Origin of the sequence: Auritidibacter sp. NML130574 (assembly GCF_003185725.2) — a bacterium.
Taxonomy (GTDB): domain Bacteria; phylum Actinomycetota; class Actinomycetes; order Actinomycetales; family Micrococcaceae; genus Auritidibacter; species Auritidibacter ignavus.
In genome coordinates this window covers 271,903-290,475 of sequence record NZ_CP031746.1, presented here as the reverse complement: position 1 = coordinate 290,475, position 18,573 = coordinate 271,903, and the positions used below count along the sequence as shown (strand labels likewise).

The window sequence follows — 18,573 nt, the reverse complement described above, 5'->3', positions numbered from 1 at the left end:
GTTACGGTAGACGCAGAATACCAACGGACTAGCTGGCAGCCGGGGCGTTGACGTCCTCAGGCAGAGCGTTCTTAGCCTGCTCGACGATTCTGGCGAAAGTAGCTGCATCAGAAACAGCAATCTCAGCCAGCATACGACGGTCCAGCTCAAGGCCCGCCAAGCGTACGCCCTGGATGAAACGGTTGTAGGTCATTCCGTTCGCTCGAGCAGCAGCATTAATACGGGTAATCCATAGACGGCGGAAGTCACCCTTACGCTTGTGCCGGTGTTGGTAGTTGTATACATACGAGTGCAACAGCTGTTCTTTGGCCTTGCGGTACAGGCGAGAGCGCTGTCCGCGGTAGCCGGAAGCCCGCTCCAAGACGGTCCGGCGTTTCTTCTGGGCGTTAACCGCCCGCTTCACACGTGCCACGCGTATCTCCTTCAGTAGTCGATGATCGGCGGGGTCTTAGCTACACGGCCCCACCACAAAGTTGTGTGTAAAAAGAATGCTTAGATACCCAGCATTTTCCGGATACGACGAGTGTCACCCTTGGTCACCGCGACATCGCCCTTCAAACGACGAGTCAGTCGCGACGACTTGTGTTCCAGGTAGTGGCGACGGTTGGCACGCTGACGCATCAGCTTTCCGGTACCGGACACGCGGAAGCGCTTTGCGGCACCCTTGTGAGTTTTCATCTTCGGCATAGTTGCCGTTCTCCTTCGTGGTTGTGCTGACTCCCCCAGGAAGTCAGACTGAGCTCGGTGCCCTCCACCAAACTCTGTTGCCCTTCATCGCGTGATCGATGCGGGTACGGGTTCATCGTGACCGCTGAGCTAGCTCTTCCGAGGTGCCCGCGGCTTGGGCCCCGGCTTCGGAGCCTGGGAGGAAGACGTTGCTGAGGAACCCATCTTCTTCAGTTCCTCGGGCATGGCGTCTCCCACCGAATTCTTGACCTCGCGGTCCTTGGCCTGTTGCTCTCTGGCGGCCTTCGCTGCAGCAGCAGCCCGGTCGCGACGAGAGCCACCGCCAGAGCGTTGCGGTGACGACGGCTTCTTCGCGTCTTTCTTATCTCTGCGGTTACGCAACGGACCCACAACCATCACCATGTTGCGACCGTCCTGTCGCGGAGCAGATTCAACTTCGCCATACTCAGCTACGTCTTCAGCAAACTTCTCCAAGAGCTGGATCCCCAACTCTGGGCGCTGTTGTTCACGGCCACGGAACTGAATCATCGCCTTGACCTTGTCCCCAGATTTCAGGAACTTTTTGGCCCGGCCAGTCTTGGTCTCATAGTCGTGAGTATCAATCTTCAGACGGAACCGCACCTCTTTGAGTGTTGTTGAGGCTTGCTTCTTCTTCGATTGACGGGCCTTGACCGCAGCTTCGTATTTCCATTTGCCAAAGTCCATGAGTTTAGCCACAGGGGGTTTGGCTTTAGGAGCAACCTCAACAAGATCCAGATCTGCTTCGACCGCCAGACGCAAGGCGTCTTCAACACGCACGATTCCGACTTGTTCACCCTGCGGGCCGACAAGGCGGACCTCTGGCACGCGAATGCGTTCATTGATTCTAGGCTCGTTAATGCTGTTCTCCTCAAATAGTCTGTCGCAACGGCACAGGGCCACCGCGTTACCTCGCGGAATCGTGACACAAAAAATGCCTCCCTGTCAGACAGTGGAGGCTAAAACGTCACTCTGAGATGTTGAAAGCGTGACGTCTCTTCAAGGGACTGCTCAGCAATACCCTTGGCATAACCCGGAAACTCGGTATCGTCGCGATACTTCCTGCTAGCGCGGGTGGGAGCAAACCTCCACTTGTCTACCGACCTATGGTAGCAGGTCTCGCCTCGATATCCAACGCAGTCCCGGCGACCCGCGGGGTAAACCTTGAGCAATATCCATAGAGCTATGCCAAGCTTAGACCTATGACAGAACCACACTCCCACGACCACCTGTCCGACGAGCAACTCGACGACCTCCAGCACGGGGTCGAGGATCAGGTTCGCGAAATTCAGGACGTTCCTGCCGTGGAACTCATTAATACCACCGCAATCCACCTGATGACCGCAGCAGCGGTGAAATGCGGACTGGCGGACCTGCCCGATGCCGCAGAACAAACTGACCTCGATGAGGCCCGCAAGCTCATCACGGCCTTGGCCGGTCTGGTCACGGCAGCTGCCCCGGAAATCGGTGGGGCACACGCGGCTCCCCTACGTGATGGACTGCGCACCCTGCAACTCGCTTTCCGCGAGGCCTCAACCGTCCCAGATGAACACGGCAAAGGCCCTGGCGAGAAGTTTACCGGCCCCGTCTACGGTTGACTCACGCTACGAATCTATTCTCATCCCCGCTACCTACCCGGTATATACCAGGCCGGTAGTGGGCTTGAGCTAGCGTCAACTTGGCTACCGTTCAGGTTCTCGTCGGGTGATGTGGGCATTCACTGCCGGGCTAAACAATATGACTAACGCTACGGCCGCAGGGACAAGGAACGCGATGCCATACCACCAGTCAGCCGTGGAGAAGTAGTTAAAAGACAGGACAATGGCGAACAGCTCAATCACCATGACCGCTGCCCTGGTCCAGGCTTTACCTTTTACGACGCCATAGGCTGCTACGATCAACCAGATCGCTCCGACGGCTAAGAGAAAGGCGAGGAATAGCTCTGCCCCCAGGCCTAAGGTGCCATCTCCGATGTTCAGTACGGCCAGCACAGCCGAGACCGTAAGGACAAGCCCTTGGCAACCCACAATGAGGCTGAGCAACCACACCAGTGGTGCACGACTATCCACGCGATTGTCTTCGATGATGACCACCCCTGATTGTGCCCCTTTCCGGATCATTGTCTCATACCATCACGGGCCCACCGGCCTACTCTCCACCCCACGTAGGCAAACTTCAGGTGAACTAACAGGCTAAAAGGCGCACTGTCAAGAGCGCTCACTAAAAAGACGGAATGTTATGCCCCATGCCACAGTGGACGCAAATTGAGAGTGCTGTTGTGACAAATATCTCTTCAAATTTGACATTTCGGTGACTTTAGTCTCTTGCACGGAGCAAAACCACATGAAAACATTATTAACAACAGTCGACGAGCCGGTACAGGCCGGGCTCACAGCGTCGCACCCTCTCCGTTTTCTCGCGAGTTCTTCTCATTGTCTCCTCTGACAAGCTGAACTGTTTCTTACGGACAGCGGTCGCGAGCCATACCAGCAGCGAAAAGGAGCAATTCATTATGGATTGGCGTAGTAAGGCAGCGTGCCTGGATAAGGATCCAGAGCTCTTCTTCCCGGTGGGCAACACCGGTCCCGCGTTGTTGCAGATCGAAGAAGCTAAGGCAATCTGCAACCAGTGCCCTGTCATGGAACAGTGTTTGCAGTGGGCCATCAGCACCGGTCAGGATTACGGTGTCTGGGGCGGTATGAGCGAGGACGAGCGTCGCGCACTGAAGCGCCGTAAGGCTCGTGCCCGCCGGGCTTCCTAAGCCGAAGAGCCAGCACCCTTGAGAAAAGGCCCAGAGCACACTTTTGAATCAGTGCCACCGAGACTGATCTTTGACCGGTCGTTTCACCGCCCTGAGCAATCTGCCAGAGCCTGAAACGACCGGTGTTTGTCTGCAGTACACGAAGGCCACGTAGGACAGGGCCCCGGAGCCCTGTTGGCCCACTTCGGTCTTTCTCACTCCTACTCAACCGGGATACTAACCCGAGCCAAGGTGCCACGACCGCCGGGGGTTGCCAGTTGCCATGAGATTGTTCCGTGCAGGTCCGAGGCCACCAACGTGCGGATGATTTGTGTGCCCAGCCCTCCGGCACTCGTCGCTGAGGTATGCTCCGGACGATCTGGACCGCGCGTGCCCTGGTAGCCGGGCCGGCCAGGACGACCCGAGTCTTCAATCTCGACGATCAGGTGCTCAACGGGTCGTGATGTGAGCTCGGTTCCGGGCAAATTTTCCGGGATTTGGGTGCTGTAGTAGGCCCGGAACCATACCGTTCCCCCCAGTTCGGAGTCGAGGCCGTGTTCCACCGCATTGGTGGCAAGCTCGTTGACGATCAATGCCAGCGGGGTGGCCAGTTCACTCGAGAGTTGCCCGAAGGCCGTGGAGATTTCGGTGTGGATTTCCCGCCCGGTGTTAGCGATGTCTACCGCCATCGTGAATTGTTGGGAGAGCAACTCGTCCATGTCGATGCGACGATCCACCGATTGTGACAGGGTTTCGTGAACCCGGGCAATGGTATCAACCCGCCCCATGGCTAGTAGCAACTCATGCTTGGCTTCCGGGGAGGTCATGCGACGTGATTGCATGCGTAACAGCGACCCGACGGTCTGCAGATTATTCTTCACCCGGTGGTGGATTTCCTTAATGGTCGCGTCCTTACCGATCAGCTGTCGATCACGATGGCGCAGTTCGGTGACGTCTCGAATGAGTAATACGGCGGCATAACGCTCTCGGTGTCGATCTCGTAGCGGGATCGACCGTATCGACAGAGACACTTTTCGAGTTTCGATCTCTGTGGTCTCCGTGCTGACACCATAAAGAACGCTAGGTAGCAGGTGGTCGGTGTGGCCTCGCGGGGGCAGGTAGTCGGTCACGACGCGGGAAAGTTGTCGGCCTTCCAGCGGTTGCCGGATTCCGAGTTTCCGGAGCCCGGACACTGCGTTCGGCGAGATGAAGTTAACGAGGCCTTGGGCGTCTAATCGAATCATCCCGTCACCGACCCTGAGATCTGACAACGATGGCCCATGGCGTTGATCGGGTTCTGGCCACAGTCCCCTGGAGATCATCATTAATAAATCTTGGGCCGACCGGTGGTAGGCCTGTTCCAGCCGGGAAGAATGACGTTGTCGCGCGAGGTTCTTGTGCACCGACAGCACGGCCAGTACCTCGTCGCCGTCGACCACCGGCCAGACCGTGACGCCAAGAGCTGCCGAGCCTTGCAGTTGTTCGGATCCGTTGACGGGGATGCCGGTGCGCAGCACCTGCATCAGCAACGGCTGAAGTCCGGTGCGTGGGGCGGAGCCGATCAGATCGCGGATCAGCGTGGTTTGGGCGGTGAAGGGGCGGGCTTGGGCTGCTGCCACAAAGTCTGCTTGGTCGGGTTTTCCCGTCGCATCCCGGGTGTTAATACTCGGGAGCCAGAGGACCAGGTCAGAGAAGGCGAGATCGGAGAGGATCTGCCAGTCCCGAGGTAGCCGGCTGACCGCGGGTGGCAGTCGCAGAGCCGCCGTATCCGGGCCAGCCGAGGCCGGTGGCTGGGCACGATCAGATCGGTCGGGGTACCGTTCGTGGTGCATGATGCCAGCCTAGCGGGACGCGACGACGCCCCGGGAACCAAGACCGAAACGCACACTGGTCAGCCCCACCGACGGGCGGGGCTGACCAGTGGTGGCGTGTCACACCGAACCGGGGCGGACTCGGGGAGTACTCCTAGACGATCAGGGTCCGCAAACGGTGCAGAACCACCGTGAGCATCGCCAGGTCGGTGTGCTCGCCTTCTTCGGGTTGCAACTGCGCTCTGATTTCGTCGAAGAAGCCCTTGACACGGTGCACACGCCGCTTGTGGTGGGCCCGCCAGTCTTCCACGGCAGCTGAGACCTCTTCGTGGGTGTCGTAGGTGAACGCCTCGGCGGTCTGTTCCACGATGACCGAGGCCAAATCTGACAGCCACCCGTAGAGGTCTTCACGGATGGAGACGCGGGCTAGGGCATCCCAGCGGGTCCGGCGGGGCAGATCGGTGATCAACTCCAGTAGCTTCTCAGCGTCGAAGTAATCCTGACCGTGGAAGTAGACCCGTGCGATGCCGGCAGGATCCTGATCGAACCGGTCGGCAATGCCGGCGATATCCAACAAACTGTAGGATTCGAACAGGGTTGCCACGGTCTCTGCCAATTCGTCGCCGACGCCAGCCTCGCGGAGTTTCGTAGCACGGCTGGTGGCCGCCTGATGCATATCGCCGGTGAGCAACTGCCCGATCTTTGGTTGGACGGCTGCCACGGTGTCCTGGAACCGTTCAATACGGGAGTGCATCGGCTCGGTGGTGAGCTGGTGGTGGATCAGCCAACGCATCAGCCGGTCGGTGAGCCGGCGGAGATCTTGCAACATCTGCATCCGCACCCGGTGGTCCAGCGTGGCGGGAAGATCATTGATCTGTTGTTGCAGGGCCGGTAGCTGGTAGATTTCTTCGGCGACGATGAAGGCGCGTACCAGGGTCGACAGGTCCGCGGCGGTTTCTTCCTCGGCCCGGAAGATGACGGTGATGCCGCCGGAATCGATGACGTGGTTGGCTAGGCGGGTGGCGATGATCTGGGCACCCAGCGGGTGTTGCAGGATCGCATTCTCACCGGTTTCTTGTAGCCGTTCGGGGAAATAGCGCACCAGCCACCGGCTGAACCAGGGATCGGTGACGATATCGGTTTCCTGTAGCTGCCGTGCCAGGGTGTTCTTGGCGTACGCCAGCAGGATGGACAGTTCTGGAGTGTAGACCGGTTTGCCGTCCTTCAACCGCTGGTTCAGTGTGGCGTGGGAGGGGATTGATTCCAGCTCGCGGTTGAGTCCACCGTGCTCTTCCAACCAGCTCACATACCGGATCAATGCTGGCATCCAGTTCAGGCTGAGCGATTCTTCCACGCGAAGCAACCGGTTCTGGCTGGCGTTGGTGTCTAGCACCAGGTGCCCGACCTCATCGGTCGTCGAGGCCAGCAACTCCTCGCGATTCTCAGCTGTCAAATCCCCGGAGGCGATCATGTTCTCCAGCAGGATCTTGATGTTCACCTCGTGATCGGAGGCATCCACACCCGCGGAGTTGTCTACCGCGTCGGTGTTGACGCGCACGCCGTGGGCGGCAGCTTCCACGCGGCCGGCCTGGGTTGCACCCAGGTTTCCGCCTTCACCGATGATGCGTGCCCGAACCTGGGAACCGTTGATACGGATCACGTCATTGGCACGGTCTCCGACGTCCTCACTGGTTTCGGACTCGGCCTTGATGTAGGTTCCGATACCGCCGTTGTAGAGCAGGTCAACCGGTGCCTGGAGGATATAGTGAATCAACTCCTCTCCAGACGCCGAGGTCACCGATTCCTCCAGGCCCAGGGCTTCACGCATCTGCTCGGTAATCTCAATGGACTTCGACCCGCGGTCGAAGACGCCACCACCGGCGGAAATCAGGTCGCGATCGTAATCAGCCCACGTCGAACGAGGGGTGTCATACAGCCGGCGACGCTCAGTGTAGGACGCCTCGGGGTCCGGGTTGGGGTCAATAAAGATGTGCAGGTGGTTGAACGCTGCGATGAGCTTCAGATGCTGCGATCGTAGCAGTCCGTTACCGAACACGTCACCGGACATATCACCGATTCCGACCACGGTGATCGGGTCGTGATCGGCATCTAGCTCCAGAGCAGCAGCATGGGAGCGTACGGACTCCCAGGCGCCACGGGCGGTGATACCCATTTGCTTGTGGTCGTAGCCGACCGACCCGCCGGAGGCAAAGGCATCGGCCAGCCAGAATCCGTATTCCGCCGAAATGGCGTTCGCGGTATCGGAGAAGGATGCGGTGCCCTTATCGGCAGCCACCACCAGGTATGGGTCGGTGCCGTCGTGGCGGATCACCCGCTCTGGGGTGATCACCGTGGTCTCTTCGGCGCCCAACTGCTGGTTATCGGTAAGATCCAGCAGACCGCGGATGAAGGTCTGATAGGCATCACGACCGGCTTCGAACCAGGCGTTACGGTTTTGGGACGGATCCGGCAGACCGTGGGCAAAGAACCCGCCCTTGGCGCCAGCCGGGACGATCACGCCGTTTTTGACCTGCTGAGTTTGCACCAGGCCGAGGACTTCCGTGCGGAAATCTTCAGCGCGGTCCGACCAGCGCAGACCACCGCGGGCAATCTTGTCGTAGCGCAGGTGGGTACCAGAAACCTGGGGGCTGTGGACCCAGATCTCGAAGGCCGGGCGCGGTTGTGGAGCGAAGTTGATCCGTTGCGGCAGGATCTTAAAGCTCAAGCGAGGGCCACCACCAGCCGCCGAGGAGTTGTGGGGATCCAAGTAGGCATTGGTCCGAACGGTAGCGTCGATCACGGTGATGAAGGCCCGCAAAATACGGTCGGCGTCCAGACTGGCGACATCGTCCAGGGATGCTAAGACCTTGTCCCGGGCCTGCTCGGTGGCCTCCACCCGGGCCTGACTGGCCTCCCCGTCGCTTTCTTCGCCTTCAGCTTCGGTTGCTTGCGGATCGAACTTGGTGGCGAATAGTTCCACCAGACCGCTGGTTGCCACCGGGTTGTTCAGCAGGGTGGTGGCCACCAACTCGAGCGAGGAGGGGAATGACAGCTGACGCAGGTAGTGGGCGTAGGCGCGCAGGATGGCGACTTGGCCCAGTGGCAGTCCGAGTTCAATACCCAGTCGGTTGAACCCATCGGAAGAGTTGGTGCCGATCAGCGTGGCCGCTGCGGTTTCTTCCAGCAGGCTGGACACCACGGTCAGGTCGAGTTCGTGTTCGGCCTGGACCCCCAAGTCGTAGAGGAAGAACTCGCGTTGATCACTCGGGCTGATCATGAACGGGTATTCGTCAATGACGCGTAGCCCCATATCGCGGAAGACCGGGAGCACATCCGAGAGGTCTTTAGACTCTTTGGAGTAGATCTTCACCCGCGCCTGCGAGCTATCGGAAGCATCCGGGATGGCATAGACCGTGGGTTCGTTATCGTTCAGGGCGGTGAACCGGGAGATGTCCTCCAGTGCGTCTTCGACCTCGTAGCGGACTCGGTATCCGGGAGGGAAGGCCTCGTCCCAGATCTGAGCTGCATCAACGCCGCTCTCTTCGCCGAAGACGGCCACGGCTTCTATATCAATGCCTTCTTTCCACGACCGGATGGCCTGAGCCAAGTCGTGGCGCAATTGGCTCATGTCCAGCGATTCCACGACGCCAGTGTCCTGGTACTGGCTGGCAATTTTGATTCGGAAGGTGACCCGAGCCAATACTGCCTCGCCGAGGAGCACCTGGTATTCAAGGGATTCACCGTGGAGGACATCCATCAAGATGTTCTGGATGCGCTTGCGCACCGAGGTGTTGTAGCGGTCTTTGGGCAAATACACCATAGCCCGGGCGTAGCGTCCGAAGGGATCCTGATGGACATAAACGGCACTACGACGTCGCTGGCCGATATGCAGAACAGATTCCAAGGTTGCCCAAACCTGTTCTGACCCGGACTGCAAGAGCTCTTCGCGAGGGTAGGTCTCCAGATGGTCCAGTAATTGCTGTTCCGAGTGGGAGTGGGGACCGAATCCTGAAAGCCGCACCACTGCCCGTGCTGTTTCACGAGCGACAGGTAGCTCCTGAACCGGGGTGGTACGAATTTTCGCGGTGAACAAACCAATAAACCGGTTCTCTCCGGTCACCTTACCGTTCTCGTCGTAGGTCTTGATGGCCACGTAGTCCATCGGAACCTGGTTCTGGACCCGCGAGACGGCGTTCGTTTTCGTCACGATCAGCGGATTGGGTACCTGGATCTGTTGCTGACCGGACTGGGTCAGCGGCCGCCTTCCCGTTCCTTGACGTCGCGACAGGATACCGAGGCTGTTGGCACTCTCCCCGGCCAGCACCACGTCGCCATCGGCGGTGTGTTCCAGATCGTAGCGACGGTATCCCTGGAAAATGAATCCGCCCTTGACCATCCATTCCAGCAGTGCTGCCGTCTCATCGACACCACTTGTTGAAGTCGGTGCCTGCTGACGGAGCTGGTCAGCAACCTGTAGCGCCTGGGTCCGCATTTTTTCCTGGTCCCGAGCGACCAGCGAGACGTCTTCCAGACTGTCCGACAACTGTTGCTCCAGCTCTGCAACTTCCTGTTCGTCAACCTTTTCGTAAAGCCGGATGCTCATCCAGGACTCGATACTGACCGTGGTTCCTTTCGGACCCAGCAATGCGTCGGATGCGATGTTTTCGGCTGTTTCACCGCTGAGGCGGGGACCGGTGCTAGGAACCGGGAACACGGACTGCAACTCAGCTGTCTCAGCGTCACGGTGCACGATGAACATTGGGTGGTTGATCAGCTCAATCCCGTGGCCGGAGCCACTGAGCACCGCGGTCACCGAATCCACCAGGAACTGCATATCCTGTTGGACCACGTACACTGTGGTGACGTGTCCCGCATTGTGAATGTCAACGCTGGCCTCGTGCGCGGGACGAGCCATAGCGAGCTCGAGGTGGTGGTCCAGAATCGAGCGGGCATCAGCATCGCCCAGTTTCTCTCGGTCCTCTGCTGAGAGATCATGAAAATAGGCTTGTGCGAGTTCTTCCGTTCCGGTGGACTCCTTTGTCCACAGCGGTTGTGTCCGAGTCATTCAGTCCTCTATCAATAGAACGGGTCTGGTCTTTCACCGGCTCTGACCGGTCGAGAAAGATGGTCACGCCTTTGCAACCATCTTCCACCCTAGAGAGTTCTCTCAGCCGATGAAAGACTCCATGGAAGGCATATCCCGGATGAGAAAGATTTCTCAGCTAACGGCGATGACGGGCCCGCCGGAGTTGCCGACGGGTCCGGGGTTGGTCTACATGGTCCTGGTTCTCCTGCTGTCTGCACTGCCCCGCTTCGGGAGCGTGGGAGTCCGAGGCAAACAGTACATGGTGTCTCCCCGCTTCCGGCGAGAACTGCTGTTGCCGATGCTGAGCTTGATGGTGAGTGTGTTGTCGCGAGCGCGAGTCAGGCGGTTGTGGCGACAGCCGACGCGCGAGTTCGTTTACCGCGCGTCGCAACGGCGACTTCGGAGCGACTTCGATCAGTGCCTGCCCCCGCAATAAGGCGGTACGACACTGCTGGGGTTGATCCGGCAAGAAAACCTCCAGCTTCAGCTGCGGCCCAAAACGTTGCCACACCTCGGTGATGCCTCGTTTCGGGTTGAATCCAGAACTGGCCGAACTGACCTGGTTGAGCACTGGAATCACCTCCCCGGAAATCTGCTTCTCGCCGATCTGCTCAATCCCGCCGATCAAGCGCGGTAGTCCAATTGGGTCGGCGGTCCCGACCGCGACGACGGTGTCGGCGGCGTGGATGGCACTCAGCGTGGCTGCATGACGTTGTGGGGCCGGAATGTCGAAGCTGAGCTCCTCATCTTCTTCCAGCCCGAATCCGGCATCGATCACTACCAGGTCCCAGTCGCTTCGGGCCTGGGCAAAGATTGTCTGCAAGGAGCTGGGGCGCAACTCTGCCCACCGGTCCGGTCGTGTCAGGCCGGTTAACACGTCGAGATACTGACCGCCCACACCGACCCTGTGGCAATGCGATCTGAGTTCCTCGACGCTCAGCCGGTGATGCTCAGCCGCTCGCGAGGCCTGAGCAATTCCGGCCGAGTCGTCTAATAACCCCAGCATGGTGGCCACACTGGCGCCGTGGGTGTCGGCATCGATCAGCAGCACGTGTTTGCCCCATGTCATCAGTTCTACGGCCAGGTTGACCGCAACCGTGCTACGTCCCACGCCACCGTGTGGCCCCCACACGGCGATGACGTTCCCGGCCTGACGCATCGTTCCGTGAACCAGGTCCTCTGGGTGCTCCTGCTGGCCTGGATCCGTCTGGTGCGTTACACCACTGGTGGGATCCGTTTGCAATAAGGCTCGCAATGCGTGGTCGGTGGCATCGCGGGATTCATGAGGTCTCAAGGGTTCGGTATCGCGTGCCCGTGGCAAGGTGGGCTGGAGGTTCTGAATCCATTCGATTAGTTCTTCACCGGTGGTTTCGGCCCTGATGACCTGAATGTCTAAGGCTTGGAGCCGGTGACGCTCGGCGGGCATATCGCAAACCACTCCCCAGCGCAGATGTTCCATCCCCGACTCGGCGAAAGCGTCGGTGGTTTCCAGACCCACCTCGTGATAATCCTCGGCGATCAGTGCCACATCGATCATCCCACTACGGGCCAGGGCAATCAGTTCGGCCACCGATCGGCACCGGTGAGAGACCATCACCTCAGATTGCATTGACTCAATCGCGGCGATGTGATCGAAACGGGCTGAAAAAGTCGTGGCAACACGCACAGCAGTCATCGTGTTCCTACCCTTCATTACCTGGGCTAGCCGGGACGATGCTGATCTTGGCTGAAGCTGCCTGGGCATCAATGATGGCTGGTAATTGCTCAGGAGTGAGCAAGACATAGACCGTCAGCGTGGAAGAGGCACCTAACCCACTGCGTTGGTCCTCGACAGCGACAACCTCGGCGGACTCAGCGGTGAGCTCGGCGTTGGTATACCCTTGGCGTTGGTCGTCTGGCTGGGACACCCATAAGTCGACTCGGGAGCCAGGTTGCACGGCATCGGGGACATCTTCCGCAGTCCGAATAGCGAACTGCTGGCGATCTTCCGGGTCGTGTTCCGAGACCGTAGCACGGGGTAAGAACTCGCCCTGACGAATCGTGGAGGTTACTGCAAAAGTCTCCGGTAACGGCTCATCGGCCGACCAGTAGTATCCATCTGCTTCCGACAAATGCGCCTGCACCACGGTAAAATTCTCAGCGGTGATCGGTTCACCGGGTGCTGCGTCAGCCGAGGCGGCCCAGTACCCCTGCCGAGAGTCTGTCGCCTGCACCACAAACACCATGGCGACCACTGATAACACCACCAAGAGGATGCCAATCACCAGTTTGGGGTCTTTGAATCCGGGACGTCGGATCCGCGCTGCGATGGGGCGAGGGTCTGTGGTCATGGGGGTCTTTCTGTGTCTCGTCTCTTTCGGTGCTGAGTCATGAGTTGGTGGGAGCAAAGAACCATTGGCATCTACGAGTACGAAAAACGATCATGCCGGTGCCGGCCCCCTGTCCACCGTAGGGATTTATGTGACCGAATGCACTCAATGAGGGAAAAATGTGGACAATTCGCCTCGTCTATGACGCAACGTGTCACAATAGGAGCAACAGAGAGCGATCCTGTTTAGGGTCTTAAACCTCTAAGACGACTTCGCTGGAAAGGACGTGACATGCCACGCTTTCTGACCCTCCCAGATGTCGCTGAAGAGTTGCAGATTTCTGTCGGTGCCGCTCGCAACCTCGTCCAGAGTGGGGAACTCGAGGCATTTCAAATTGGGGGCCGCGGACAATGGCGGGTGGATTCAGAACGTTTTGAAGCGTTCATCCAGCGGTTACACGACGAACAGCACGCCAAGATCGAAGAACAAAAGTCAGCTCACCAGAACTAACTGTCTGAGGCAGTACGTAATTGTCCTCGGCCACTATCGGTCGTCGAGAGCCACAGCAGACGTGGCGATCATTTGTATCTGGTCCACGGGAATCAGCCGTAGTCCCCGCACTGCAGGTCGCCTGCGGAATTCGTCTCGGGCATGTATGGCTACCTCGCAGTAGTCCTGTCCCACCCGATCGACCGTTCCTTCCACATAAATTCTTCCCCACCCGGCCGTGATAGACACCGGCTCACGTCGACGCGCTAGTTGACGCAACACGCTCGTGAGTCGCGGTCCGCTTCGTAAGGTCGATTCCGGCGGTCGAGCTGTTCGCGTTTCTGCTTCCAGGCCCGCTATGGCGCGTTGCGGTATAACGACTGCACCGGACTGCGTCCGACCACCAATCCAGTCTGGACCAACTGAAGAGACCAACAGCCGCTGATGTTCTCCATCGGCAAATGTCATCTGCACTGTCTCTCCCCGGTGTCCTCTCAACCGGTCCGCAAAAGAGGTTTCCGCCCAGTGACCGCGCGTAAAATCAGCGGCCTCAGCATCACGAACCTGCCGCAGTTCCACGCTCATTTGGTGTTCGAGATCAGCAAAAAATTCGTCCCAGCGCATGGTGCCTCATTATTCCTGCTTACCTCTTTCGTGGCAATCATCACCATTTTCCTTTCAGCACCATTGACCGCGTTTGATGATGTTTGATAATTTTTTGGGTACTTAGACAGTTTTCAAGCCCTAAGGAGAGCCCATGGCAGTGGTGAAAAGCTCATCGTCCTCCGGTCAATCGGGTCTTCGCGCCTCCGATGTTTGCTTGGTGCTGATGAGCGTGATCTCCGGCCCGCTGTTGTGGTGGTTCAGTACTGCGATCAGCCCCACCTCAGCGCAGACCGCATTGTCCACCCTGGAATACCTCATCGCCACAGCATGCTCGGTGATTGGGATCGGCATCTGTGCGCTCTGCGTCATCTATGCTGTGGTGAGTCTTCTTGGAGTCACCCTCTACCGTTGCGGTCACCGCATTCAAGGTGTCGCGACCTTGCAGGTCGTGCCCGTGGCTGGTCGGCGACTCATCGCGACGTTATGTGGGATCAATCTCCTCATCGCCTCGCCGGCCATCGCCGGCGAGACTACCCACGACGGTTTAGCCTTGTCTGACACAAGAGCAATTGAATCTTCTCAACGAGAGCACATTGCCGGCTGGGACGTGAGCGCCCGTGTCTCTCCCGACCGTGAACACACCGGACTGCACACTCCGACTGACGTTGTTCCTGGCTGGATTCCCAATCTCAACTACGACACGTCGGGAGACGACGCTAGCTCCGATGCAGTCCCTGATGTCCCCGGCAAAACCGTCATCGTCGGTACCGGTGAGTGTTTGTGGGATATCGCCCATGAAGAGCTCGGGGCAGATGCGACCATACATGAAATTGATCTCCGTTGGCGCCAGTGGTGGTCCCACAACCAAGATGTGCTCGGATCCGACCCCCACACTGTCAGTCCAGGAACGGTTTTGTCCTCCCCACCTTTTCGCTCCTAAACCCGTTTTGTCCGCCCACGATCTGTTCTTCCCACCGCCTATCCTTATGAGGAGATAACCCCATCATGACGCTCCCCTCCGTCTCTGCGACTGCTGGCCCTCAGTCCGTCCAACAGCGCGCACTCCCCCGACAGTCCAATTCTCCGGTCAGTAAACCAGCTTCAGTCTCCGTCAGTCCCGTCCCGTCAGCGCTGACGGGATTTCACGACGAGAAACTAGCGGCGTGGACCAACACCCGTTCTCCGCTCATTCACTTCAAACCCAGTACTGTGTCCGCCCCGGCAATTAGCACACCAGACCAAACTCCTGCAGACACGGAGCCTGTTTCGCACCGGACTCCCGCTCAGTTGCCCGACGCCACTCCCCAGGACGATCCGGTCGCCAACCGCCAACGGCAGATAGCCCAACGAGCCCTGGCAGAACAGCGTCGAGCCACCGAACGCCACCTGCAAACCATGACCCGAGTGCTCGGCCAAGCTTGTGTGGAGATTGAATATGGGTTGCGAAGCTACCACCAACTTCAAGGGTGGATGTCGCTGGAGATGATCGAGAAGATGAGGTTTCGGGCCCAACTCGCCCAGCAGGGTCGACCCCAGGAATCGGACGGTCAAAAACCGATGAATGTTCGGGTACACCGAATGCGACTACAGCGAACCCCTTCGCAGTGCTACGAATCCAGTGCCACCATTATTGTTGGCAACCGATTGCGGGCGATGGCACTTCGTTTTGAGAAGCACCGCGACAGGTGGAAAGTGTGTGATTTCGAGTTGGGGTAACCCTCACCTGGGTAACAGACACCGTTGCCCAAACCTAGCTACTCATCCCAAATGCGCCAGTGCCGAAACTTCTCACATGCTGAGGCCCGCAACCCTACCGGATCGCGGGCCTCAGCCAAGCCGTCAGAGGCGACACATGTTATTTTTTCTGGGCGCGGGCTTTCTTCGCGGCCTTCTTTTTCTCTCGTTCGGCAGCTTTGCGCTCCGCGCGAGATTGCGTCCTCTCACTACCGTCGTCTGTGCGACGAACCTCGGTTTTCGCAGTCCCGGTTCCTTCTGAGGACGGGGCCGTGTACTGCAACTTGCCGGGCTGTGTGTCAGTGTCCAGACCTTTAATTTTCAGCTGTGGCGCCATGGTCACCTCACGAGAATCGGTGACGCCTGGAAGGCTAGCCTTCTGTGGCTGGGTTTTGACGTCGAGAGTGAACAGATTGTGGACCGATTCCTGGCGAATTGCCTGCATCATGGCTTCAAACATCGTGTAGCCTTCACGCTGGTATTCGACCAGAGGATCACGTTGGGCCATGGCGCGCAACCCAATACCTTCTTTAAGGTAGTCCATCTCGTAGAGGTGCTCTTGCCATTTTCGCCCGATGGAATTGAGCACCACCTTGCGCTCTAGTTCACGCATATTATCGGAGCCGATCTCTTCTTCGCGGTCCTGATACAGCACTTTTGCATCGGAGACAAACTCACGCTTCAAATCCGCAGGCTTCGCCCGGTGCAATTCACCGAGCTGTTCCTCGAGTTCTTCGGGGGTCAACTCGACCGGATAGATCAAGCGCAGATCTTCCCACAACGTCTCTGGGGACCATTCGGAACTTCGTTCCCCGGCCGTGGCTTCATCAACGGCATCGCTAATGGAGTCCTCGATGAAGTGCTCGACCTTTTCGGCCAGATCTTGGCCTTCCAAAATCTGACGACGGTCAGCGTAGATGGCCTCACGCTGACGGTTCATCACGTCGTCGTATTTAAGGACATTCTTGCGCTGTTCGGTGTTGCGCGATTCCACGTTGGACTGCGCATTCTGAATCGCCTTCGTCACCAGACCGGATTCCAGGGCAAACTGGTCGTCATCACCGGTGCGTTGCAGAATCTTCCGCGCCATACCCGGGTTGAACAGTCGCATCAGATCATCGGTCAGAGACAAGTAGAACCGAGACTCGCCGGGATCCCCTTGACGTCCGGAACGACCTCGTAGCTGGTTATCGATCCGTCGGGATTCGTGGCGTTCAGTTCCCAGCACATATAGGCCACCGGCCTCCACAACTTCTTCGCGCTCCGCCTGGGTCTTCACCTTTTGCTCAGCAAAGACTTCGTCCCAGATTTGCTCGTATTCTTCAGCATTCTCTTCGGGGTCGAGCCCGCGTGCCTGCATCTCGGCGACCGCATTAAATTCGGCGTTACCACCGAGCATGATGTCGGTACCACGTCCAGCCATGTTCGTTGCCACCGTCACCGCGCCTTTACGACCGGCTTGAGCAACAATGGCAGCTTCTCGCGCATTGTTTTTCGCGTTAAGCACTTCGTGACGTACGCCTTTTTTGGCCAACAACTTCGACAAATATTCAGATTTTTCAACCGAGGTGGTCCCGACCAAAACCGGCTGACCAGATTTATGACGGGCCTCGATATCATCCACGACAGCATTAAACTTCGCCTTCTCGCTGGCGTAGACAATGTCTTTTTTATCGATGCGCTGAACATCTTTATTTGTCGGAATCGGGACAACGCCGAGCTTATAGGTGCTCATAAACTCTGCAGCTTCAGTCTCAGCCGTACCCGTCATCCCCGACAGCTTGTCGTAGAGGCGGAAATAGTTCTGCAACGTCACCGTGGCCAAGGTCTGGTTCTCAGCCTTGATCTTCACACCTTCCTTGGCCTCAATCGCCTGGTGAACTCCCTCAGAGTAACGGCGTCCTGCCAACACGCGTCCGGTATGCTCATCGACGATTTGAACCTCGCCTTTGAGAACCACATAGTCCTTATCGCGGGTAAAGAGTTCCTTGGCTTTCAGCGCGTTATTCAGATACTGAATCAGCGGGGTATTGGCCGATTCGTACAGGTTGTCGATTCCGAGCCAGTCTTCGACCTTATCGATACCTTCTTCGGAGATCGAAACGGTCCTCTTTTTCTCGTCCACTTCGTAGTCAGTATTGCGCTTCAGCCGCGGAGCCAATTTGGCGAATTGTAAATACCACTTCGAGGCGTCGCCCTGAGCCGGTCCGGAGATAATCAACGGCGTACGTGCCTCGTCGATGAGGATTGAGTCAACTTCATCGACGATGGCGAAGTTGTGTCCGCGTTGCACCAAATCGTCGAGCGACCAGGCCATATTGTCGCGCAGATAGTCGAACCCAAATTCGTTGTTAGTCCCGTAGGTGATGTCAGCTGCATACTGTTTTGCCCGTTGCGCAGGACGCTGCTTGGACAGAATGACGCCGGTTTCCATCCCAAGGAACCGAAAAACGCGTCCCATCAAGTCTGATTGGTACTCGGCCAGGTAGTCGTTAACCGTCACCACGTGGACGCCTTGACCACTCAACGCGTTCAGGTAGCTGGGAGCTGTGGCGACTAGAGTTTTACCTTCACCGGTTTTCATCTCAGCGATGTTTCCCAGGTGCAAGGCAACACCACCCATGAGTTGCACGTCAAAGTGGCGAAGTCCCAAGGTACGGGACGATGCTTCACGCACCGTGGCAAATGCCTCGGGTAAAAGTGCATCCAGCGATGTACCGTCTTCGATTTCAGCACGGAAGCGATCGGTTTCTGCCCGAAGTTCGGCATCAGACATGTCCCGATAGTCATCTTCGAGCTGGTTGACAGCATCGGTATAGGCCCTCAACCGCTTGAGAACTTTCTTCTCACCGGTCTTGAGGATCTTCTCGATGAAAGAGACCACAGTGTTGACTCCAAATTCACAAATCGTCTCAGACCCTCAACGACGAAGTCGTCACAGGTCCAGGAACAAAGCATTCAACCAGACTAGTCTACGTGGTTTAACCTGAAAGAATCCTTAGTATGGGCTTTGTCCATGAGTGACCAAGATCTACAGTTCAGGGATGAAAAAGTGGCCTTGTTGCGTGTGCAACAAGGCCACTTCGAGGTCTA

Annotated in this window: 15 protein-coding genes; 6 read left to right on the top strand and 9 right to left on the bottom strand. The window is 57.9% G+C overall.

The features are described from left to right. Window positions 1-28: 28 nt before the first annotated feature. The 3 genes from rplT to infC form a co-directional block, all read right to left on the bottom strand. A complete protein-coding gene (rplT, locus tag DCC27_RS01395) occupies window positions 29-412 on the bottom strand; it encodes a 50S ribosomal protein L20 (protein WP_110109991.1) in 384 nt (127 codons plus the stop codon). A gap of 80 nt (window positions 413-492) precedes the next feature. Beyond that, window positions 493-687 (bottom strand): 50S ribosomal protein L35, encoded by a 195-nt coding sequence (rpmI, locus tag DCC27_RS01390; RefSeq protein WP_110098615.1) that lies wholly within the window; start codon window positions 685-687, stop codon window positions 493-495. Window positions 688-816: 129 nt separating this feature from the next. Beyond that, the gene (gene infC, locus DCC27_RS01385) at window positions 817-1,533 is read right to left on the bottom strand and encodes a translation initiation factor IF-3 (RefSeq protein WP_233491972.1); all 717 of its coding nucleotides are present in this window, start codon (window positions 1,531-1,533) and stop codon (window positions 817-819) included. A gap of 374 nt (window positions 1,534-1,907) precedes the next feature. Here infC and DCC27_RS01380 point away from each other — a divergent pair, with 374 nt between their 5' ends. Beyond that, window positions 1,908-2,303: a DUF1844 domain-containing protein gene (locus DCC27_RS01380; RefSeq protein ID WP_110123387.1), complete on the top strand. Its 396-nt coding sequence runs from the start codon at window positions 1,908-1,910 to the stop codon at window positions 2,301-2,303. Between the two features lie 84 nt (window positions 2,304-2,387). Here the strand turns inward: DCC27_RS01380 and DCC27_RS01375 are convergent, their stop codons facing one another. Beyond that, window positions 2,388-2,774 carry a hypothetical protein gene (locus tag DCC27_RS01375; RefSeq protein ID WP_148707491.1) on the bottom strand — a complete coding sequence of 129 codons (387 nt, stop codon included), beginning with the start codon at window positions 2,772-2,774 and terminating at the stop codon, window positions 2,388-2,390. Between the two features lie 443 nt (window positions 2,775-3,217). On the opposite strand from DCC27_RS01375, the gene DCC27_RS01370 reads away from it, so the two are divergent. Beyond that, window positions 3,218-3,466, top strand: coding sequence for a WhiB family transcriptional regulator (locus tag DCC27_RS01370; protein WP_110098613.1), 249 nt, complete (start codon window positions 3,218-3,220; stop codon window positions 3,464-3,466). A 200-nt stretch (window positions 3,467-3,666) separates the two neighbouring features. On the opposite strand, the gene DCC27_RS01365 is transcribed toward DCC27_RS01370, so the two are convergent. From DCC27_RS01365 to DCC27_RS01350, 4 genes are all read right to left on the bottom strand, one after another. Next, on the bottom strand, window positions 3,667-5,277 hold the full coding sequence (locus DCC27_RS01365; protein WP_110109989.1) for a sensor histidine kinase: 1,611 nt from the start codon (window positions 5,275-5,277) through the stop codon (window positions 3,667-3,669). Between the two features lie 133 nt (window positions 5,278-5,410). After that, complete coding sequence (locus tag DCC27_RS01360; RefSeq protein ID WP_110109988.1) at window positions 5,411-10,321, bottom strand: NAD-glutamate dehydrogenase; 4,911 nt, start codon at window positions 10,319-10,321, stop codon at window positions 5,411-5,413. A gap of 157 nt (window positions 10,322-10,478) precedes the next feature. Then, window positions 10,479-12,017 carry a P-loop NTPase gene (locus tag DCC27_RS01355; protein WP_158524591.1) on the bottom strand — a complete coding sequence of 513 codons (1,539 nt, stop codon included), beginning with the start codon at window positions 12,015-12,017 and terminating at the stop codon, window positions 10,479-10,481. A gap of 7 nt (window positions 12,018-12,024) precedes the next feature. Next, a complete protein-coding gene (locus tag DCC27_RS01350; protein ID WP_110109986.1) occupies window positions 12,025-12,672 on the bottom strand; it encodes a hypothetical protein in 648 nt (215 codons plus the stop codon). A gap of 270 nt (window positions 12,673-12,942) precedes the next feature. On the opposite strand from DCC27_RS01350, the gene DCC27_RS01345 reads away from it, so the two are divergent. The 4 genes from DCC27_RS01345 (at window position 12,943) to DCC27_RS01330 (ending at window position 15,462) form a co-directional block, all read left to right on the top strand. Further along, window positions 12,943-13,161 (top strand): helix-turn-helix domain-containing protein, encoded by a 219-nt coding sequence (locus DCC27_RS01345; RefSeq protein WP_110098608.1) that lies wholly within the window; start codon window positions 12,943-12,945, stop codon window positions 13,159-13,161. Between the two features lie 504 nt (window positions 13,162-13,665). Continuing rightward, window positions 13,666-13,851 carry a hypothetical protein gene (locus DCC27_RS01340; RefSeq protein WP_110098607.1) on the top strand — a complete coding sequence of 62 codons (186 nt, stop codon included), beginning with the start codon at window positions 13,666-13,668 and terminating at the stop codon, window positions 13,849-13,851. A gap of 46 nt (window positions 13,852-13,897) precedes the next feature. Continuing rightward, on the top strand, window positions 13,898-14,686 hold the full coding sequence (locus DCC27_RS01335) for a LysM peptidoglycan-binding domain-containing protein (RefSeq protein WP_110098606.1): 789 nt from the start codon (window positions 13,898-13,900) through the stop codon (window positions 14,684-14,686). 65 nt (window positions 14,687-14,751) lie between these two features. After that, window positions 14,752-15,462 carry an Rv3235 family protein gene (locus DCC27_RS01330; RefSeq protein ID WP_110109985.1) on the top strand — a complete coding sequence of 237 codons (711 nt, stop codon included), beginning with the start codon at window positions 14,752-14,754 and terminating at the stop codon, window positions 15,460-15,462. Window positions 15,463-15,601: 139 nt separating this feature from the next. Here DCC27_RS01330 and secA read toward each other — a convergent pair whose 3' ends face one another. Beyond that, the gene (gene secA, locus DCC27_RS01325; RefSeq protein ID WP_110109984.1) at window positions 15,602-18,364 is read right to left on the bottom strand and encodes a preprotein translocase subunit SecA; all 2,763 of its coding nucleotides are present in this window, start codon (window positions 18,362-18,364) and stop codon (window positions 15,602-15,604) included. Between the last annotated feature and the right edge of the window lie 209 nt (window positions 18,365-18,573).